The organism is Paraburkholderia pallida (genome assembly GCF_004524855.1).
Lineage (GTDB): Bacteria > Pseudomonadota > Gammaproteobacteria > Burkholderiales > Burkholderiaceae > Paraburkholderia > Paraburkholderia oxyphila.
In genome coordinates, this window is record NZ_CP038148.1 from 2473893 (window position 1) to 2493230 (window position 19338).

19 protein-coding genes and 1 pseudogene are annotated in these 19338 nt (G+C 63.5%); 6 read left to right on the plus strand and 14 right to left on the minus strand.

Going from position 1 to position 19338, the window contains the following annotated elements:
* Positions 1-120 precede the first annotated feature (120 nt).
* The 12 genes from E1956_RS11195 to E1956_RS11250 all read right to left on the minus strand — a co-directional run bounded on the left by E1956_RS11195 (position 121) and on the right by E1956_RS11250 (position 12643).
* Entirely contained in the window at positions 121-657 is a 537-nt protein-coding gene (locus E1956_RS11195; protein WP_134748858.1) for an ureidoglycolate lyase, read from the minus strand.
* 19 nt (positions 658-676) lie between these two features.
* On the minus strand, positions 677-1687 hold the full coding sequence (gene alc, locus E1956_RS11200; protein WP_134748860.1) for an allantoicase: 1011 nt from the start codon (positions 1685-1687) through the stop codon (positions 677-679).
* 79 nt (positions 1688-1766) lie between these two features.
* Entirely contained in the window at positions 1767-2288 is a 522-nt protein-coding gene (gene uraD, locus E1956_RS11205; protein WP_134748862.1) for a 2-oxo-4-hydroxy-4-carboxy-5-ureidoimidazoline decarboxylase, read from the minus strand.
* Positions 2285-3244: an allantoinase PuuE gene (gene puuE / locus E1956_RS11210; protein WP_134748864.1), complete on the minus strand. Its 960-nt coding sequence runs from the start codon at positions 3242-3244 to the stop codon at positions 2285-2287. The genes uraD and puuE overlap by 4 nt, the downstream gene beginning before the upstream one ends.
* 255 nt (positions 3245-3499) lie before the next feature.
* A complete protein-coding gene (locus E1956_RS11215; RefSeq protein ID WP_134748866.1) occupies positions 3500-4288 on the minus strand; it encodes an aspartate/glutamate racemase family protein in 789 nt (262 codons plus the stop codon).
* A gap of 45 nt (positions 4289-4333) precedes the next feature.
* Complete coding sequence (locus E1956_RS11220) at positions 4334-5848, minus strand: NCS1 family nucleobase:cation symporter-1 (RefSeq protein WP_134748868.1); 1515 nt, start codon at positions 5846-5848, stop codon at positions 4334-4336.
* 415 nt (positions 5849-6263) lie between these two features.
* Complete coding sequence (locus tag E1956_RS11225) at positions 6264-6986, minus strand: GntR family transcriptional regulator (protein ID WP_134748870.1); 723 nt, start codon at positions 6984-6986, stop codon at positions 6264-6266.
* A gap of 315 nt (positions 6987-7301) precedes the next feature.
* A complete protein-coding gene (gene ldcA / locus E1956_RS11230; RefSeq protein ID WP_134748872.1) occupies positions 7302-8228 on the minus strand; it encodes a muramoyltetrapeptide carboxypeptidase in 927 nt (308 codons plus the stop codon).
* Positions 8229-8321: 93 nt separating this feature from the next.
* Entirely contained in the window at positions 8322-8876 is a 555-nt protein-coding gene (gene tadA, locus E1956_RS11235) for a tRNA adenosine(34) deaminase TadA (RefSeq protein ID WP_232071417.1), read from the minus strand.
* 95 nt (positions 8877-8971) lie between these two features.
* A complete protein-coding gene (locus E1956_RS11240) occupies positions 8972-9373 on the minus strand; it encodes a DnaJ family domain-containing protein (protein ID WP_134748874.1) in 402 nt (133 codons plus the stop codon).
* Between the two features lie 574 nt (positions 9374-9947).
* Positions 9948-11144, minus strand: a complete 1197-nt coding sequence (locus E1956_RS11245; protein ID WP_134748876.1) for an amino acid aminotransferase — start codon at positions 11142-11144, stop codon at positions 9948-9950.
* Between the two features lie 83 nt (positions 11145-11227).
* Positions 11228-12643 (minus strand): amino acid permease, encoded by a 1416-nt coding sequence (locus E1956_RS11250; RefSeq protein WP_134748878.1) that lies wholly within the window; start codon positions 12641-12643, stop codon positions 11228-11230.
* 254 nt (positions 12644-12897) lie between these two features.
* On the opposite strand from E1956_RS11250, the gene E1956_RS11255 reads away from it, so the two are divergent.
* The 4 genes from E1956_RS11255 (at position 12898) to E1956_RS11270 (ending at position 16566) form a co-directional block, all read left to right on the plus strand.
* The gene (locus tag E1956_RS11255; RefSeq protein WP_134748880.1) at positions 12898-13371 is read left to right on the plus strand and encodes an Lrp/AsnC family transcriptional regulator; all 474 of its coding nucleotides are present in this window, start codon (positions 12898-12900) and stop codon (positions 13369-13371) included.
* Positions 13372-13686: 315 nt separating this feature from the next.
* Positions 13687-14427 (plus strand): ATP-binding cassette domain-containing protein, encoded by a 741-nt coding sequence (locus E1956_RS11260; protein ID WP_134748882.1) that lies wholly within the window; start codon positions 13687-13689, stop codon positions 14425-14427.
* Positions 14428-14562: 135 nt separating this feature from the next.
* A complete protein-coding gene (locus E1956_RS11265) occupies positions 14563-15558 on the plus strand; it encodes an ABC transporter permease (RefSeq protein ID WP_134748884.1) in 996 nt (331 codons plus the stop codon).
* Positions 15559-15573: 15 nt separating this feature from the next.
* Complete coding sequence (locus E1956_RS11270; protein WP_167759998.1) at positions 15574-16566, plus strand: sugar-binding protein; 993 nt, start codon at positions 15574-15576, stop codon at positions 16564-16566.
* Positions 16567-16766: 200 nt separating this feature from the next.
* Here the strand turns inward: E1956_RS11270 and E1956_RS11275 are convergent, their stop codons facing one another.
* Positions 16767-17117 (minus strand): HipA domain-containing protein, encoded by a 351-nt coding sequence (locus tag E1956_RS11275; RefSeq protein ID WP_335929950.1) that lies wholly within the window; start codon positions 17115-17117, stop codon positions 16767-16769.
* Between the two features lie 104 nt (positions 17118-17221).
* Here E1956_RS11275 and E1956_RS11280 point away from each other — a divergent pair, with 104 nt between their 5' ends.
* Complete coding sequence (locus tag E1956_RS11280) at positions 17222-18262, plus strand: TIGR02677 family protein (RefSeq protein WP_232071114.1); 1041 nt, start codon at positions 17222-17224, stop codon at positions 18260-18262.
* A 70-nt stretch (positions 18263-18332) separates the two neighbouring features.
* Complete coding sequence (locus E1956_RS11285; protein ID WP_134748888.1) at positions 18333-18758, plus strand: helix-turn-helix transcriptional regulator; 426 nt, start codon at positions 18333-18335, stop codon at positions 18756-18758.
* Here E1956_RS11285 and E1956_RS46815 read toward each other — a convergent pair.
* Positions 18675-18901, minus strand: a pseudogene (locus tag E1956_RS46815) (hypothetical protein); the annotation flags it as partial. The gene E1956_RS11285 and the pseudogene E1956_RS46815 sit on opposite strands and share 84 nt — an antisense overlap.
* Positions 18902-19338: the final 437 nt, after the last annotated feature.

Below are 19338 nucleotides of genomic sequence, written 5' to 3' on the forward strand. Positions count from 1 at the left end.
GCCGTCAATCCGGCAACAGAGAGGCACTGCGCTCGCGCGCCTGCCTCGTAATATGCAAAAAAGCCACGAACGCAAGTTCGTGGCTTTTTTTTCGTTCGCGTACCTCGAAGCGTCAGCGCATCAGCGCGTTGCCGCCGCCATCGCCTCTTCGGTCAACCAGAACGACTCCGGCAAATCCTGCTCGTTGAGGTTCAAGCCCTCGCCGCCCCGATCGACGACGATAAAGTCGCTCACCTCGCCCAGCGCGATCAACGGGTGATGCCAGACGCCCTTGGCGTAGTTCACGCCTTGCCAGCCGTGCGAGACGAACGCGCGAATCTTCGTGACGTCCAGCTCGCCCGCCGGCGCCACGACGACGAGATACGGCTTGTCGTTCAGCGGCACGAACGCCTGGCTGCCCAGCGGATGCCGCTCGAGCATCTTGATCTCGAACGGCAGCACGCGCGGCTGACCACGAAAGAGATTGACGAGCGTGCGGCCGCTCTCTTCCGTGACGTCCACGTTCGCGAGATCGTGATAGCGGATCGTCGTGCCCAGATTGATCGGAATCTGCTTCGCGCCCGCGAGCTCGATCACGTCGCCGAACGGCGCGAACGCTTCTTTGGTCAGCGGCTCGATGGTGAGTGTCGTGCCCAGGGCCTGTGTCGTATCGCTCATGCTGTCTCCTTCACCGCGCTCAGGCGAGCGTGCCCCACAGACGCACGCGCGAGACGCCGCCGTCCGGGATGATGTTCAAACGCACGTGCGTGACCGGGCCCCGCGCCGCGAGCTCGCTCTCGTAATAGTGCTGCTTGTCCATTTGCAGCTTCTGCTCGCCGAGCAGTTCCGGCCAGAACATCGCCTGGGTCACGAGCGAGCTGTCCGTGCCGCCCACCACGCGCGCCGCCTGGAACGAGCAGCGGTCGGGATAGTTGCCCTTGAAGTGCGCCGTGTCGACTTCGATCTTCTTGATGATGCCCGGCTGCGCGAGTGCGATGATCGCCCAGTCGTTGCCCGGCTCGCGGCGGCGGCGCGTTTCCCAGCCGTCGCCCATGTTCACGCCGCGGCCCGGCATCAGGATGTTGGAGGCCAGACCGAAGTGCTGGTTGTTGGCCGCCACCAGATACGCGCCGTTTTCCATGGCCGCGAGGTCGAAGAGCTCCGTGCGGCTCGCACCCTGCCAGTCCATCTGCGGCTGGCCGTAGACGCGCAGACGTGCGATGCCGCCATCCGGATAGATATTCACGCGCAGGTGCGTGAAGGGCTTGTCGTTCGACACTTCCACGTAGTGGTGGCTGTTGCCGTTCAGCGAGGTCGACGGGACAATCTCCGTCCACTCGGTCGTGGCGCCCGGAGCGCCTTGTGCGACGTACGCGCCTTCAATCGACGCTGCCGGCGGATAGTTGCCGGTGAAGTGGCTCGTGTCGATGTCGAAGCCCTTGATGACGCCCGGGCGGGCGAGCTTCACGATGCACCAGTCGTAGCCGGTCGTGCGCTTGCGGCGCGTTTCCCAGCCGTCCATCCACTTGCCGTGGTCGTCGTACTTGCCCGGGATGAAGACGGCCGGCTCCGGATTGAGCATGCGCTCCATCGGGGCGAAGAAGTCGTCGCTCGTCTCGAGCGCCTGCGCGCCCAGGCGCGGGTCCGCGAGATTCACGTAGCGCCGCGTGAAGTCCGGTGCGTTGGGGTCGAGAGTCGGGAGTGCCATCTTTGTCTTCCTTCGTGTCTTTTCTATGGATCTAAAACAGCGCCGCGCCGCACGTAAAACGCGGGGCGCGGCGTCAATCTCATGCGTCGATCAGCTCGTCCAGCCTGAAGCGCGCGATGCGATAGATCTGGTCGAGGCTCGCGCGCATTTCGTCGGCGCGGGTGTTGTTCACGCGCGACTCGAAATTCGCGATGATGCCGTGGCGGTCGTAGCCGCGCACCGCCAGAATGAACGGAAAGCCGAACTTCTCGCGATACGCGCGGTTGAGCGCCTGCAGCTTGTCGAATTCTTCCTGCGTGCACAGGTTCAGGCCCGCGCCGCTCTGCTCGCGCGTGGACTCATCAGTCAGCTCGCCACGAACGGCAGCCTTGCCCGCGAGCTCCGGGTGAGCGTTGATGAGCGCAAGCTGCATCGTTTCGCCCGAGGTTTCCACGGCGCCCGACATCGTGCTGTGCAGCGCGTCGATGCTCGCGTAGGGACGCTGCTGCGCCGCCGCTTCCGCCACCCAGGGCGAGTGCTCGAAGATGCCAGAAAGCGCCGCCACGAAGGCGTCGGTCGAGGCGTTGTTCAACTGGTCGAGGGTGTAGTGCATTGCCTTCATGCGGCGGCCCCGCGGTGGTCGTTTTGCTGCGGTTGATAGGGATGGTGCTCGCGCCAGTGGCGCGCGATGTCGACACGGCGCGTAACCCACACACGGTCGTGCTGTTCGATGTGATCGAGGAAGCGCTGCAGTGCACGGATGCGCCCAGGGCGGCCGAGCAGGCGGCAGTGCATGCCGATCGACAGCATTTTCGGCGCTTCGTCGCCTTCCGCGTAGAGCACGTCGAACGCGTCGCGCAGGTAGGTGAAGAAGTGGTCCGCCGTGTTGAAGCCCTGCGGCGTCGCAAAGCGCATGTCGTTCGTGTCGAGCGTGTACGGCACGATCAGCTGCGGCGAGATCTTGCCGCCGGAGACTTCGACGTCCATCCAGAACGGCAGGTCGTCGCCGTAGTAGTCGGAGTCGTAGAGGAAGCCGCCGTGCTCCGCCACGAGGCGGTGCGTATTGGGGCTGTCGCGGCCCGTGTACCAGCCTAGCGGGCGCACGCCCGCCACGCGCTCGATCGCGTCCATGCCGAGCTTCATGTGCTCGGCTTCGAGTTCCGGCGTTGCATCCTGATAGTGGATCCAGCGATATCCGTGGCAGGCGATCTCGTGGCCGAGCTCGACGAACGCGCGCGCGACTTCGGGATTGCGCTCGATGGCCATGCCAACGCCGAACACGGTCAGCGGCAAGCCGCGCTTTTCGAATTCGCGCAGGATGCGCCACACGCCCACGCGCGAGCCGTATTCGTAGATCGACTCCATGCTCATGTGACGCGCCGGGTAAGCGGCCGCGCCGACGATCTCGGAGAGGAACTGCTCGGAGCCCGGGTCGCCGTGGAGCACGCAGTTCTCGCCGCCCTCTTCGTAGTTGAGCACGAACTGCACCGCGACGCGCGCCTTACCGGGCCAGTTTGCCTGCACGGGGTGCTGGCCATAACCGATCAGATCGCGGGGATATTGGGGATCGAGTGGCATGCTAATCGAATCTTTCGAATGGATAACGAAATGTGAAGACCGCGCGGGCGGCCCGCACCTGCCGAAACCGGCTGCACCGGCCGAAATCCTTGCGCCACAAGGCTTTGCATTGCGCCGAAAATGCCGTTTTCAGGATCGGCCCAGTGTAGCTAAATCGTTATGGCGCGCCCATACGCACCGACAGATAGTACGGGTCAAGCGACGTGTATGTGCCGGGCGCGCCCCGCCTGGCGCTGCGGGGCGCGCACTGCACGTTTACCCGTACCGCAACGGCCGTACCGGCGGCGGCGTTTCGCTAGCGCCCGCCGCATCCGTCGGACTAAAGCGTGCGAAGTCGCCATCGTAACGCTTCGTCAGCGGGCGCGCGAAGTCGCCCCGCTTGGCCGTCGCAAGGCGCAGCGCGACCAGCGCCTCCACCCATTTCACCGCCGCCGTCACGCCGTCCACCACCGGCACGCCGAGCGCGTCTTCCACCTGCGCGCACAGGCTCGTCATGCCCGCGCAGCCGAGCACGATCGCGTCGGCCCCGTCTTCTTCGAGGGCCCGGCGGCATTCCTCGACGATTGCCCGGCGCGCGGCCGAGCCCGGCTCGTCGAGCTCGAGCACGGCCACGTCGATTGCCCGAACGTTGCGGCAAAAGCGGCTCATGCCGTAGCGCTCGGCCAGATGCCAGGCCATCGCCTTCGTGCGCGAGAGCGTGGTCACGACCGAGAAGCCCGGCGCGAGCACGCTGGCCGCGTGCATGGCCGCTTCGGCAATGCCCACCACCGGCCCGCGCGCCAGCTCGCGCGCCGCGTACAGCCCCGGATCGCCAAAGCAGGCGATCACGTAGCCGTCGAAGCCCTCGCGCTCGCCCGCCTCCACTTCCGCGAGCAAACCGGGCGTCGCGAGCGCCTCGTCGTAGTAGCCCTCGATCGAGGGTGGTCCCATCGTCGGGCTCACGGCGACGACTTCCGTGCCGGCCGCAACCACGGCGCGCGCACACTGTCCCATCGCAGCCGTCATGCGCTGCGTGGTGTTCGGATTGATCAACTTGATACGCATGTCAGTTCTCTGCTCGTTTCTTTGCGGTTTCGTGGTGCTTGCTGGTTACGCCCGTGCCCGTGCACGTTCGCCCATCGTCAAGGCGCGATAGAACAGCGCGCCCAAGCCCGCGCCGATGAACCACGAGAAGTTCGCCGCGCCTTCAAGCGAGGGCAGCATCACGCAGAGGATCGCAATGACCGCGGCCGGCAGCAGCGCCGACACTGCACGCCAGTTCACGCCATTCGTGTACCAGTACGCACCCTTCGGCGAAACGGTGTAGAGGTCGTCGACGGCGAGACGCCCACGCTTCACGAGATAGAAGTCAATGATCAGGACACCATATAAAGGTCCGATGAAGGCACCGAGCACGTCGAGCGTGTAGTGAATCACGGCGGGATTGTTGAAGAGGTTCCACGGCGTGATGAAGATCGACGCCACGGCCGCGAGCATGCCGCCCGCGCGCCAGCTGATGAGGCGCGGCGCAACGTTCGAGAAGTCGAATGCCGGCGAAACGAAATTCGCAACGATATTGATGCCGATGGTCGCAATCGTGAACGTCAGCGCGCCGAGAATGACGGCCGTGGGATGATCGATGCGGCTCACCGTTTCCACCGGATCGGTAATCAGTTGTCCGAACACCGGCAGCGTGGCCGAGGTGGTGATCACCGTGACGATCGAGAACGCGAGGAAGTTGACGGGCAAGCCCCAGAAGTTGCCGCGATGCACGCTCCTGAGCGATTTTCCGTAGCGCGAGAAGTCGCCGAAATTGAGCATTGGTCCCGAGAAGTACGACACCACGAGCGAAACCGCGGTAATCATCACCGGAATCACTTCCGTGCCGTGATACTTCACGCCGCCGAGATTCAGGCCGATGTTGTGCCAGCCCGCGCGGTACACCATGTAGCCGGCGAGGATGAACATCACCGCATAGACGGCCGGGCCCGCGAAGTCGATGAACTTCTTGATGGTCTCCATGCCGTTCCAGAACACCAGTGCCTGCAGCACCCACAGCGTCATGAAGCCGGCCCAGCCCATGGCCGAGAGGCCCAGCATGCCGTGCTTGTGCACGTCTGCGTAAGGCATCAGTTGCGGCACGAACTTGAGCACGACGATCACGAGCGCGCTCGACGCAAGATAAGTTTGGATTCCATACCATGCCACTGCGATCAAGCCGCGAATGACGGCGGGAATATTCGCGCCGAGCACGCCGAAGGTGCCGCGGCACGCCACCGGATATGGCACGCCGTGGCGCTGGCTGGGCCGGGCGATGAGGTTGCAGAGCACGTTGACGAGCGAGATGCCGACGATCAGCACCAGCAGCACCTGCCAGCTCGTGAGGCCGAGCGCGAAGAGACTACCCGCGAACACATAGCCGCCGACGCTGTGCACGTCGGACATCCAGAACGCGAAGATGTTATAGGCACCCCACGTTTGCTCCTTGAGCGGGGCGAGGTCGTGGTTATAGAGGCGCTCGCTGTAGCCGGCCGGCAACCGCATGCCGTCTGCCGCTTCGCTGCTCTCGGATGAATCGAAAGTGGGCACTGCCGGACTGCCTGGTGACGCGCTGAACTGAGCCATGATCCGCTCCTTGGGATGGATACATCGACGGAAAAAAGACGCCTGAAACGCCTCGAAACTCGCGCTGCGCCGCATGCTGCGGCCGCCGCGATGTCTGCGGATGGCTCGGGACCGAGGTGCGAGCGCTTGCGCCCCACCCGGCGTCTGGCTCGACGCCCCTGGCACCGCGCCGGTCGCGCCTCACGCGCGCCCTGCTCGCTGTGCCGCCTGCCCCGCGCTCGCCATCGCGGCGAGCACTGCCAACATCGATTTTTCCCTGCGCGCGGCGGCCTGCATTGCGCCCCGCCGCGCGTGTCTCCAGTTCCATTCACCCGATGCGTCCGCCCTTCGCGCAAACGCCGCCGTCATGCTTCAGTATCCGTTTCCGCCCGGCTCCAAGCCCCTCAGCGCCGGCGGAACACTGCTTACCCCTTCCTCAACGCCCTGCCGTGGTTGCGGCGCGCGTGCCAAACACATCCTGCAGATCCACCGAGGCGCCCGCCGGACGGTCGAGCATCTTCAGTTCGACGCCCTGCAGGTGCCGCGTCATCAGCGCGGCGGCTTCCTGTGCCTGCCCGGCTTCCAGCGCCTCGATGATCGCCTCGTGGTCGTCGAACGAGCACGGGCTGCGCCCCGGCGACTCGTAGAGCGCGGAAATCAGCGTCGAGCGCGCCACGAGCCCATTCAGGCAATCGCACAGCACCGTGTTGCCGGTCAGTGCAGCCAGTTCGGTATGGAACTCGCCCGACAGGCGGATCCAAGCCGGATAGTCGCGCCCCTCGAACGCCCTGCGCTCGCGCCGGATGGTCTCGCCAATGCTCTTCAGCCTCCGGTTGCCGTGCTGTGCGCTGCAAATACGCTCCACCACTGCGAGCTCGATGATGCGGCGCATCTCGAACACCTCGTGCACCTCCTGGAGCGACGGGCTTGCGACGAACGCGCCACGGTTCGGCTCCAGATCGACAAGGTGATCGCTCGCGAGCAGCGAAAGCGCCTGGCGGATCGGCCCGCGCTTGACACTGAACACTTCACACAACTGCGCTTCCGTGAGCTTCGCGCCAGGCGGCAAACGATGTTCGAGGATCGCGGCGCGGATGCGCGCGGCGATGGTCTCGGGTTTCGTGCCGGTCGCGTCGGCTTCGGTATCGGCGTTTCGCATGTCTCTCACCTTGATGTTGGGTATCCTAGTTTGGACATAAATATTGTCAACAATTTTCTCGACAAACCTGGGGAAGATACTCAGACTCGCGTCGTATTCGCGCGCCCAATTTCCGTGAAACCCGCGTCAATACGGGGCATTGAGCACCATTCCTGTGAAGAGATAGCCCATAGCGGCCCATTTTTTGTCAACAATTTTGGAGCGACACGGTATCCAGAGCATTCGGCTAATTTCATTTTTCTTGGCTGTTAGTTGCATATTTTACGCTGGAAAAAAGCGCCCGAGGGCGCTCATGCGGTATCAGGATTTTCTCTGTCAGCCCAGATGCGGATAGTCGCTCAGGGCGAGCTCGAAGCCGTGAGCGTCGGCGCTCAGCTGCGCCTGCGCGCCGAACGGCAACGTGACCATGTTCTCGATGTGGCCGAACGGCAGGCCCGTGAAGACGGGAATCCCCACCACCGAGCGCACTTGCTCGACCATCGCGTTCAGGTCGTAACCGTTGTCGTAGTCGAACGGCTTGCCGCCGGAAAAGTCGCCAAGCACCAGCGCCTGCTGGCGCGCGAGGATACCCGACAGATGGAGCTGATACAGCATCCGCTCCACCCGGAACGGCTGCTCGTTGACATCCTCGACAAATAGGATCCCGCCCTCCACCGGCGGCATATAAGGCGTGCCGATGAGCGACGTGAGCACGGCAAGATTGCCGCCCCACAACATGCCGGAGACATTGGCATGCTGCACCTGCGGCGCCTTCACCTTGACCGTGAATTCGGGTTTCGTGAGCGCATCCCAGAAGTGATGCATCGTGAAGCCGTTCAATTCCGGCGCACCGAAATCGCTCACGAGCATCGGGCCGCCGAAGGTCTTGAGCCCCGCGCGCGCGTAGAGCGCCAGTTGAATCGCCGTGAAGTCGCTATGGCCGACGAATGCGATCGGCTCTCCGGCGAGGCGCTTTTGCAAGCCGTCATAGTCGAGGCCGTGCAGAATGCGCACGGCGCCGTAGCCGCCGCGCACCGCGAGCACGATATCGGGCAAGTCGCGCCCCGGATCGGCAAGGCGGTTCAGTTCAGCGGCGCGCTGGCCGTCGGTGCCGGCAAAACGCTGGAAGCGCCGCTCGGTCGACTCGACGCCCTCTACGCGGTGGCCCTCGGCGCGAAGCCGCGCAATCGCGCGGTGCACCGCCTCCGGATCATGCGGATAGCCCGACGGCGCAATCAGTTCGATGGTGCGATGCATGGTCATGGTCAACGGATTCTGTGGTCTGCGGCCGCGCCATGCACCTGCCAGGGCGTGGGCTCACGGCCGCCAGCAGCTATTATCCGTTGTTATCGATCGCTACCGGTCGTTATCGGCAACGCCGGGTTCCGCCGCGGCGGCGCGGCGCGCTTCACGGCTCGCGCGGCGGCGCTCCGCGAAGAATGCGCGCAGCGCGTCGCCACACTCGGTCTCGAGCACGCCGCCCAACACGCTCGTGTGGTGGTTGAGCTGGCCGTTCGAAAATGCGTCGACGACACTGCCGCACGCCCCGGTCTTCGGGTCGCGCGCGCCGTACACGACGCGCGAGATACGCGCGTGCATGATTGCGCCGGCACACATGAGGCACGGTTCCAGGGTCACATAGAGCTCGCAGCCGGGCAAGCGGTAGTTGCTCAAAGCCGTGCCCGCGGCGCGCAACGCGGCCATTTCGGCGTGCGCCGATGGATCGTGCGCACCAATCGGATGGTTGAAGCCGGTCGCGATCACCTCGTCGTCGCGCACCAGCACGGCGCCGACAGGCACTTCGCCGGCCGCGCGCGCCGCTTCGGCGGCCGCCAGCGCGAGGCGCATGAAATGGCGGTCGCGCTCGGTGACGGGCTCCGTCTGGGGTTCCGTGGGTTCGGCAGGTTCGATCGATGGGGTTTGCGGCGTGGCAGCGCCCCGCAGTGGCTCAGGTCGCTCGCCGATGCCTTTGTCGACCTCGCCCGCGGGCGTGCCGATCGGCACGCTCACGCGGCCCCCACCGCGACGCCCTGCTCGAGCGTCGCGCGTTCGGACAGGCGCTCGGCGATGCGGCGACGGTACTCGTGCGGCACGACCAGCGGGCCGCCGCGCAAGGACTCGAGCGCCATGCCGAGCGCCAGCATGCGGGCACGCAGCCAGCACTGCTCGGCCTTGTCGCTGACCTTGGCGAGTTCTTCCTCGAGATCGCGCAATGCGCGCAGCTGTTCGACCGCAGGCGGCACGAAGCCGGCATTCTTCAGAATGCGGTTCGCCACGCGCACCTCTTCGGGCACGAAGGGGTCGTCGTCGAGCGCCTGGGGCGCTCCAACGCCCGGCAAGTCGTCGAACTCGCCGCGCGCAGCGGCGGCGGCAATCCGTTGTTCGACGAGGGCATCAAGCAATTTCATCTGCAGTCCACTACGTTGCGGCTCACGCATTCTATCAGGGTAACACCTGGAAGACCCCACGCGTCTGACATGGTCGACGTCAGACTCCGACAGATTGACAAGCGTGAAATTTGATGCGTAGCGCATGCCGCGACGTGGCGCTGGAAAGCCGGAATCGTCTGATTGGAGTGCGTGCCGCAGCTGGCTTATCGTGGAGCCCGCTCCGATCTGCCCGCGTTCGAACGGCGGCCCGGCAGATCCCATCCGCTTTCAGGCTCGATTCAAGCTCAAACCAGATGAAACATGTTTCGATTTTCGGCGCGTCGCCGGCTTCCGGTGCTCGTGCCGGCACGCTTCGCCCGCTTTCGCGCCGGTGTCTCGCCGCGCGGCGCTTGCGGCTTGGGGCCGCCTGTATCCTGCTGACCGCCAGCCTTTCCGGTTGCGGCGTGTTCTGCTCCGCAGGGGGCGGCAGCGGCGGCGGTTTCGCCGGCGCTTGCGGAGTGGGAACGGGAATGAGATTCTGAGGCGCCATTGATGGCAGCCGCGCCGGTACCGGATGGCCTGGCCGGTACCGGCCTGAAACGGCCAGCGCCGCTTATCCCTTGAGAATCCGTCCCATTGCGTCGACCACGATGCTCACGTTCTTCTCGTTGAGCCCCGCGACGCACATGCGGCCCGAGCGCAGGATATACACCCCGAACTCCTCCTTCAGACGCTCGACCTGGTCCGCGCTCAAACCCGTGTACGTGAACATGCCGCGCTGCGTTACATAGCGCGAGAGCGTCTCGCCGCTGATGTGCGCGGCGAGCCCGTCGTGAATCGCCCGGCGCATACGCGTGATGCGCTCGCACATGGCCGCCAGCTCCGTCTCCCACGATGCCTTGAGCTCGGGGTTCGTGAGCACGCGCGTGACGATCTTCGCGCCGTGCGTCGGCGGATTGCTGTAGTTCGAGCGCACCGAGCCCGTAAGCTGCCCGAGCACACGGTCGGCCGCCGCGGCGTCTTCGCAAATCACATGCAGACCGCCGCAGCGCTCGCCATACAGCGAGAAGTTCTTCGAGAACGAGTTCGCCACCAGCGCCGGCACGCCGCGCCGGCCGAGCTCGCGCACCGCGAAGGCATCGGCGTCGAGGCCCGCGCCGAAGCCCTGATACGCTATGTCGACGAACGGCAGCAGATCGCGCTTTTGCAGCACGTCGATCAGCTGGGTCCATTGCGCCTCGTCCAGATCCACGCCGGTCGGGTTATGGCAGCACGCGTGCAGCAGGACCACGCTCTTCGCCGGCAGCGCGTCGATGGACGAGAGCATCGCCTCGAACTTCAGGCCGCCCGTGGCTTCGTCGCAGTACGGGTAGGTGTTCACCACGAAGCCCGCGCGCTCGAAGATGAAGCGATGGTTCTCCCACGTGGGATCGCTCACCCATACCTGGCTCTGCGGAAAATAGCGCTTGATGAAGTCGGCGCCCACCTTGAGCGCGCCCGAGCCGCCGAGCGTCTGTACCGTGGCGACGCGGTTCGCCGCGCGCGACGGGCACTGCGCACCGAACACGAGGGCCTGCACGGCGTCGCGATATTGGGCGAACCCGGCCATCGGCAGATACGGCTTCGGACCGGGTTCGGCCAGGATCGCCGCTTCGGCCGCGTGGACCGCCTGCATCACCGGCAGACGGCCATCGTCGTCGAAATAGATGCCAATGCTCAGATTGACCTTGTTCTGCCGCGGATCTTTCTGGAAGTTCTCGTTGAGCGAGAGGATCGGGTCGCCGGGATAGGCATCGATATGTTCGAACATGGCGTTTGCTTGACGGTTGCTTGCTGGTTATGAGCGGTTGCGAATGCTGGCCGGTCCCGTGGGATTCATCGTACGGCTGATGCTCAGCGCGTCTGGACGCTGCCTTGCAGCGCCGTCACCGCGCCGCGGCGCCAGAAGCGATACGCAACGGCGAGCACGACCAGCCACACCGGAATCAGGTAGACGGAGAGCCGCAGATCCGGAATCAGATACATTACAACGAGAATGCCCGCGAGGAACACCAGGCACAGGTAATTCGTGAGCGGATAGCCGAGGCTCTGAAAACGCGTCGTCTGGCCCGCGCGCGCCTTCTCGCTGCGGAACTTCAGGTGAATCAGGCTGATCATCGCCCAGTTGATGATCAGCGCGGACACCACGAGCCCCATCAGCAGCTCGAACGCCTTGCCCGGCATGAAGTAGTTGATGATCACGCAAGCCGCCGTCGCGACCGCCGTCACAGTCAGTGCCGCCAGCGGAATGCCGCGCCGGTTCACCTTGAGCAGCGCCTTGGGTGCGTTGCCCTGCTGCGCGAGGCCGTAGAGCATGCGGCTGTTGCAATAGACGCCGCTGTTATAGACGGAGAGCGCCGCCGTGAGCACCACGACGTTCAGCACGTTCGCGACGAGGTTGCTGTTCATCGCATGGAAGATCAGCACGAAGGGGCTGCCGCCCGACACGACCTTTTCCCACGGATAGAGCGAGAGCAGCACGCCCAGCGCGCCCACGTAGAAAATCAGGATGCGATAGATGACCTGATTGGTTGCGCGCGGGATCGTGTGCGAAGGGTCGTCGGCTTCCGCGGCGGTGATGCCGACGAGCTCGAGGCCACCGAACGAGAACATGACAACGGCCATCGACATCACGAGACCCGACATGCCATGCGGGAAGAAGCCACCGTGGCGCCAGAGGTTCGAGACGCCCGCTTCCGGCCCGGCCGAGCCCGAGAGCAGCAGCCAGCCGCCGAACGCGATCATGCCGACGATCGCCAGCACCTTGATGATCGCGAACCAGAATTCGAGCTCGCCGTAGGACTTGACGCTCGCGAGATTGACGCCGTTGATCACGACGAAGAAGACGAGCGCCGAAACCCAGGTCGGCAGCGCCGGCCACCAGTAGTGCATGTAGATGCCCACAGCCGAGAGCTCGGCCATGCTCACGAGCACGTAGAGCACCCAGTAGTTCCAGCCCGACAGGAAGCCTGCGAACGGACCGAAGTATTTGTCGGCGAAATAGCTGAACGAGCCAGCAACGGGCTCGTCGACGACCATCTCGCCCAGCTGCCGCATGATGAAGAACGCAACGATGCCCGCAATGGCGTAGCCGAGCAGCACCGAGGGGCCGGCCGTCTGGATCGTCTGTGCAATGCCGAGGAACAGTCCGGTGCCGATGGCGCCGCCCAGCGCGATCAGCTGGATATGGCGATTCTTGAGGCCGCGCTTCAGATGACCATTCTGGTCGCCATTCTGTGCACTTCGGCCACTTGTGTCGTTTGAAACCATGTCTCTTCCTGTCTCTTCTTTATCGATGCGTCCGCTCGGAGCCCGGGTGGACCTCCTGCGCGGCCGCGCGAAATAAAATTGCGCGCGCAACCTTCTGCGCTGGCGCGCTCCCAAGGCCGTCAGCGTTGACCGACAGCCCTGTCAGGTGCGCCAAGTGTATAGGCGGAGCGGAAAAATATGATTTCATCTGATACGCAGGCAAACCCTGATTGGTACAATTTCATTTCGCATTAGCCACATCCAGGGCAAGAAAAGTGCAAAACATCACCCTAGACCCTATCGACATGCGGCTCCTCGCTGCGCTTCAGGAGCACGGACGCGCCTCGAATCTCGAACTGGCCGCCGCCGTCAAGCTCTCGCCGGCGCAGACGCTGAGGCGCCATCGCCGGCTCGAGGAGCTGGGCATCATCAAGCGCTACGAGACGCGGCTCGACGCCCAGGCGCTGGGCTTCGGCGTGGTCGCTTTCATTCAGGTGACGATGGAGCGCGGGCACATGCGCGAGCTCGTCAAGTTCAAGGAGCTCGTCGCGAAGCTGCCGCAGGTGCAGGAGTGCTATTCCGTGACCGGCGATATCGACTACGTACTGAAGGTGGTGGCGCGCGATCTCAAGGCGCTGTCCGAATTCCTGCTCGACACGCTCATGCGCGCACCCGGCGTGAGCAGCGTGCATTCGATCGTTTGCCTCGATGAGCTCAAGGGCACGAGCGCCATGCCGCTGCAGGAATGAGCGGAGCGTGAGACAGAGACGCTGGGGATAATCCCGTGCGGACATGCAATTTTATCTCATTTGCATGGCCCGTATGAGGGATGATTGCGTTTGCGGGGCTGGAAAGCGGGAAGGAAGCCGTGGCACCACCAGCGCGAGCCCACGCGGCATCGGCTGGCCGCCGGCGAGCCAAACGCCCGAAATAGTCTTGCTAAAAGCCCCATCGTGCACTAGAAAGCAGGCAGTTAGTACGTCTTTCGGTCGCTAGCCGGTCGGCCAGAGTGACCGTCAGGACCGAAGCAATGGGCGGCTCCACCCGAGCGAGCGCGACAGTCCATGAGTCTTCTAGAGCTTAGAGGCGTTTCCAGGTACTTCGGCGCGATTCACGCGCTGAACGACGTGACGCTGAGCCTGGAACCGGGCCAGGTGGTCGGGCTCATGGGCGACAACGGGGCCGGAAAGTCGACGCTGGTGAAGGTGATCGCCGGCAACTTTCCGCCCACACACGGCGAAATCCTCATCGACGGCAAGCCGGTGCATTTCAGCAGACCTATCGACGCCCGCGCTCAGGGCATCGAAGTCGTCTACCAGGACCTCGCCCTCTGCGACAACCTCACCGCGGCCGCCAATGTCTTCCTCGGCCGCGAGCCGCGGATCGGCTTCGGACCCTTCCGGATCCTCGACCACGCAGCGATGTACCGGCGCGCCGGCGAGCTGTTCAAGGCGCTGAAATCCGAGACGCGCCCCCGCGATCTCGTCCGGCAGATGTCGGGAGGACAGCGCCAGGCCGTGGCGATCGCCCGCACGCGGCTTGCCGAGGCGCGGCTCGTCCTCATGGACGAACCCACCGCCGCGATCAGCGTGCGCCAGGTCGCCGAGGTGCTCGATCTCATCAAGCGTCTCTCCGAGCATGGCATCGCCGTCATTCTGATCAGCCACCGCATGCCGGACGTGTTCGCGGTCGCTCATCGCGTAGTGGTCATGCGGCGCGGGCGCAAAGTGGCGGACAAGAACACCGAAGCCTCTTCACCCGAGGAGGTCACCGGCCTGATTACCGGAGCCATCGCCGCGGCCTGAATCTGCCAGGCCCGGCGTTGGATGGGCTCGCGCCATGAGCCCGCAGTACGTGCCATTGCACCCGCGCCGGCCGAGCGCAAAGCATGGGACACAGGAGACCCGAAATTGAACGACGCGCCGCAAAGGCCCCCTCCAATGCCAACCTTGCGCGATCACCCACAGGACGAGAAGACCCACACTCGCTGGAGCGGGCTACGCGCGAGCCAGGTGTTCTGGGTCGTGCTGGCGACGATCGTCGGCTGCGTCGCGCTCTCGTTCGCGACCACGAGTTTTGCGACCTCGCTGAACCTCTTCAATGTGACGCGCAACTTCGCCTTCGTCGCCATCGTCGCGCTCGGCATGATGGCGGTGATCGTCACGGGCGGCATCGATATCTCAGTCGGCTCGACGATCGGCATCAGCGGCATCGTCCTCTCGGTGGTCATGAATGCCGGCTATCCGATCTGGGCCGGCATCGGCATGGGGCTATTGACCGCCGGACTCGTCGGCCTCGTGAACGGCGTGCTCATCGCTTACCTCGATATGCAGCCCTTCGTCGTAACGCTGGGCATGTTGAGCGTCGGACGCAGCCTCGCGCTCGTGATCTCCGGCAGCCGCACGATCTTCGATTTCGGCCCCGACGGCAGCAAGCTCCTCGCGCTCGGCGGCGGCGCGACCCTCGGCATCGCCAATCCCGTGTGGTTCCTGATTGTCCTCGCCGTGATCTTCTGGTTCGCGTTTCGCTGGACGCGCTGGGGGCGCTACGTGTTCGCCGTCGGCGGCAACCGCCATGCGGCGAACCTCACCGGAGTGCCGGTGCGGCGCATCATCTGCTCGGTCTATGTGCTCGGCGGCCTCATGGCGGGCGTCGCGGCCATCCTCGAAGTCGGCTGGCTCGGCGCCGTGACGACGGGCCTCGGCACCGGCGACGAATTGCGCGTGATCGCCGCGACCGTGATCGGCGGCACCAATCTCGCGGGCGGCATCGGCAGCGCGTTCGGCACCGTGGTGGGCGCCGCGCTCATCGAAGTGATCCGCAATAGCCTGATCCTGCTCGGCGTGGACTCGTTCTGGCAGGGCACCGTCGTAGGGGCATTCATCATCGTCGCCGTGCTTTTCAATCGGCTCGGCGGAGAGCGGCAAGGAGATTGAGAACAGGAGGAAACAATGAAGAAAACGTGGATGTGCATTGCTGCGGTCGGAGCACTGGCCATGCTGGCCTCCTCCGCCTTCGCAGCCGACAAGACCCTCGCGCTGGTCGTGAAGGGTCTCGACAACCCCTATTTCGATCTCATGCACCAGGGATGCGATCGGGCGAACAAGGATCTCAGGAACGAAGGCTACACCTGCTACTACACCGGCCCTGCTACGGCTGCCGACGAAAGCGCCGAAGTGCAGATCGTCGACGACCTGCTGACCAAGGGCGTCGCGGCCATCGCGATCTCGCCGTCGAACGCGCCGGCTATCGCCGAGGTGATCCGTCGCCGCAATACGAAGATTCCGATCATCACGGCGGATGCCGATCTGCTGCCGAAGGACCAGTCGCTGCGCAAGGCCTATGTCGGCACCGACAACTACGAACTGGGCTACAAGCTCGGTGAGCAATTGAAGCTGCTGATGCCCAAGGGCGGCAATATCTGTCTGGTGATGGGCAACCCCGCGGCTGAGAACATCAATCAGCGCGCTCAAGGCACGCGCGACGCGCTCTCCGGCAAGAAGGGCATCACGAAGCTCGCCGGCGAGAACAACTGGCATGAGATCAGCGCCTGCCCGCTCTATGTGAACGACGACGCCGCGAAGGCCAATCAGATGATGCAGGACACGCTGACTGCCAACGCCACGGGTCTTGACGCGTTCGTGCTCGAAGGTGGCTGGCCGCTCTTTGCGCCACAGGCCTATTCGCAGGTCGTCGCGCCGATCATGGACAAGATCCAGAGCGGCAAATTCGTGATTGTCTCGGCCGATACGCTAGGGCCGGAGCTGCAGGCGCTCAAGGAACACAAGGTCAATGTGCTCGTTGGCCAGCGGCCGGAGGAAATGGGCTATCAGGCGGCGATGGTGATGCGCGATCTGGCCGAAGGGAAGTCGGTGAAGCCGGTGATTCATACCGGGCTCGATACCTGCACGTGGAAGAATGCGGATACGTGCCTCAAGCATTGAGGGGGTGGGTGGGTGGGCGGGGCTGAGGCGTAGATGGATCGGCTCCGTTAGGCGTCTCACACATTGCCTTTAGCGCCAGAAACAAAACCCGCGCCGGCGCATAAGGCCGAACGCGGGTTTTCTCATTTCGCCTGCATGCTAGCGAACGGGGATTACTGCCACTCGATTGTCAACCAGACGGTTGAAATGCCGTCACAACCTCAATGCTCCCCAAGATCGTCGTGCTCGAAGGCACTTGCTATACGGGCGATCTCTGTGCGCCTGCAACCAACTACCTGAGCAACCGCCTGCCATGTCTGGGTCACATCGGCTACCTCCCGGATCGTGGCCCGAGCCTGTTTCAGCGACAAGCCGAAAAACGCCGCCGCATTTTCCAGGAGGCCGACCGAACACGTTCCCTCGTCAAGATCGATGTTGGTCGTCAAAATGCGTGCCTTGACATCGGTTGGCGTGGGATTGAGGTCATAGGCCGGTGACAATACCCAGCCATCGCGGCCGGCCCACAGGAAACCGTGGTTGCGCAGATGAGCCTTGTCAACTTGAAGCGGAATGCCTCGCTAACTCATAGCGTGCGCTACGGCAATGGCAACATACTGACTAAATGCTACGCTCGGTGATTTAGAGTCAGCAGAGTTGCCCGACCCAGGGAGGGGACATGCGAGAGGAAGAAGCGCTTCTGTTTCGCCACGTGAGTGCGGATCGGGGCATCCTGTACCGCCAGATCCTGGATGTTTTCGCCTCGGCACGGCGTCAGTTTCGGCTGCAGCTGCGGCCTGACGACGTCCTGGAGGAAGGAACATGGGGATCGCCCCCGCCTTCACTGGAAGATTTGAATCAGGCTCTCACCCAACTAACCACCTGGGGAAATCTTGAAACGCAGGCCGACATGAGTCGGGCTTCGAGCCTGAGCATGTTCTATCGGACGCGCCTCTTGTATCGGCTATCCAAAGGTGGAGAAGCGGTGGAAGCTTCTCTGGAGATGTTTCACCAGGCAATGAAACGCAAGGCTGAACTTCAGACCGTTGCCCTGGACGATATCGCGACAAGTTTGCAAGCATTGGTGCTGCTCGCAAAGGTTCCTGAACCCGACGTCGCAAAGGTACACGAGCTGCTGCGAGACCTGATGCAACGCTTCGAAGACCTGGCGGAGAACGCGCGAGGCTTCATGGCCAGCGTGACGCGCGGAATCGAACTGCGACACGCCGAGATGTCTACAGTCATCCGTTACAAGAAGAGTTTTATCGAATATATCGAACGCTTCATTGGTGATTTCGTTCGGCGCTCGGACTCGATCGGCAAGGCCGTGACGGAGCTTGAGCCAGCGATGAACGACCTGCTCTGGCGAGTCGCACAGCGAGAGGCGTTCGACGCAGCGCCCACCGAAGAAGGCCGTGCCGAGGCGGGCCCGCTTCGCTGGAGGTCATGGCGGGACAGGTGGAAAGGTCTTCGCGGATGGTTCCTTCAGACCGGCAACGAACCACCACAGGCTGAGCTTCTCAGAGGACGTGCCCGGTCAGCGATTCCTCAGTTGCTTGGGGCCATCAGCACCCTGAACGAGCGCCGCAGCGGGCGCAGTGACCGCTCTGCGGATTTTCGAATGCTTGCTCACTGGTTCGCCACTTGCGAAGACGATGGCGAGGCACATAGGCTACCCTTTCTTCAATACACTGCTCTACGCCCTAGTGAGTTTCCGTGATGGTCAATGAAAGCCACCATTACTTCGGGTAGCAGCAAGCCTGACAGCATAAACACTCATGGAGTGCGACATGGAGAATAACCCGTTACATAAAATCAGCGAAGACAGTAGAGCCCTGGAATCCCCACGGCCCATATCTACTCCCCTACCCGGATCAAACGCCTACGACGAACTCGCGCAATTTTCAAAGCGCAGCGTTCTGCCCTTTCGCCGTACCATTCGCCGGCAGGAACTGCATCAAATCGTGCCCTTGGCCGAAACAACGATCTACGAAATGGAGCGACGCGGCGAATTCCCGCGTCGCTTCAACCTGACGCCGCGCTGCATCGTATGGGACCTGGTCGAAGTGGAAGCGTGGATTGAGCAGCGCAAACAGGCCCCTCGCAGCGGCGTCTCGAAGCCGGATGTTCACCTACGAAAATCTCGCCCTGTTCGGATGGCTCGAGTAGGGAGTGAGGCCGGCCATTGTCCTAGTCGGGCGTTTGGCCCTCGATGAATATTCGGTATAGCTCCTCGATGCTGGCACCGGCAAGCGCTTTCCCCGGCCCAGATCGACACCATCCAGTGGCACGTGCGGCAGTCACGCAGCCGATGACGCTCGGCCAGCGCGAGGAACACACGCTTGGCCTTGATGCATCTTTTATAAACTCCTGCCAGGATCTGAAGGTTTATCTTTTGGCAAAAAAGATCACTCACAGTGATCTTTTCTCGACAAGAATAAACCATGCGCTGCCCATCGATCGTCGGCTGGTGCGACGATCCCATGGAAAACAAGCACTTGGGAACTTCTCCCCAAGTACGCAGGTCTGTATTAAGCGCCTGGCAATCCGGGCGTGATGTTTTGGCGCAGCGGCGGCATCCCGCCCAACCCTCCCATGACGTCAAACGACTGGCGCGATGCCCCTGGCAAGCGCGTCATGCACGAGACACCATGAACTTCCTCCTTTTCTCTGCTTCCCGGCAAGGCGTTGTCTGGCTGCATCTGCACCAGGCGATGTTTCCGCCGTCCGCTTCGCGGTCAGTCTCTCTGGCTCGCTAACGCACGCCTGTCTATCCGCGCGGTCGTCTCGGGCGGA

Coding starts and splice junctions, on each gene's coding strand:
- E1956_RS11265 (WP_134748884.1), top strand. CDS start 14,563: ATGCCAACCTTGCGCGATCACCCACAGGACGAGAAGACCCACACTCGC.
- puuE (WP_134748864.1), bottom strand. CDS start 3,244: ATGCCACTCGATCCCCAATATCCCCGCGATCTGATCGGTTATGGCCAG.
- uraD (WP_134748862.1), bottom strand. CDS start 2,288: ATGAAGGCAATGCACTACACCCTCGACCAGTTGAACAACGCCTCGACC.
- E1956_RS11220 (WP_134748868.1), bottom strand. CDS start 5,848: ATGGCTCAGTTCAGCGCGTCACCAGGCAGTCCGGCAGTGCCCACTTTC.
- E1956_RS11270 (WP_167759998.1), top strand. CDS start 15,574: ATGAAGAAAACGTGGATGTGCATTGCTGCGGTCGGAGCACTGGCCATG.
- E1956_RS11250 (WP_134748878.1), bottom strand. CDS start 12,643: ATGGTTTCAAACGACACAAGTGGCCGAAGTGCACAGAATGGCGACCAG.
- E1956_RS11215 (WP_134748866.1), bottom strand. CDS start 4,288: ATGCGTATCAAGTTGATCAATCCGAACACCACGCAGCGCATGACGGCT.
- alc (WP_134748860.1), bottom strand. CDS start 1,687: ATGGCACTCCCGACTCTCGACCCCAACGCACCGGACTTCACGCGGCGC.
- E1956_RS11280 (WP_232071114.1), top strand. CDS start 17,222: ATGCGAGAGGAAGAAGCGCTTCTGTTTCGCCACGTGAGTGCGGATCGG.
- E1956_RS11240 (WP_134748874.1), bottom strand. CDS start 9,373: ATGAAATTGCTTGATGCCCTCGTCGAACAACGGATTGCCGCCGCCGCT.
- E1956_RS11260 (WP_134748882.1), top strand. CDS start 13,687: ATGAGTCTTCTAGAGCTTAGAGGCGTTTCCAGGTACTTCGGCGCGATT.
- E1956_RS11225 (WP_134748870.1), bottom strand. CDS start 6,986: ATGCGAAACGCCGATACCGAAGCCGACGCGACCGGCACGAAACCCGAG.
- E1956_RS11195 (WP_134748858.1), bottom strand. CDS start 657: ATGAGCGATACGACACAGGCCCTGGGCACGACACTCACCATCGAGCCG.
- E1956_RS11245 (WP_134748876.1), bottom strand. CDS start 11,144: ATGTTCGAACATATCGATGCCTATCCCGGCGACCCGATCCTCTCGCTC.
- ldcA (WP_134748872.1), bottom strand. CDS start 8,228: ATGACCATGCATCGCACCATCGAACTGATTGCGCCGTCGGGCTATCCG.
- E1956_RS11285 (WP_134748888.1), top strand. CDS start 18,333: ATGGAGAATAACCCGTTACATAAAATCAGCGAAGACAGTAGAGCCCTG.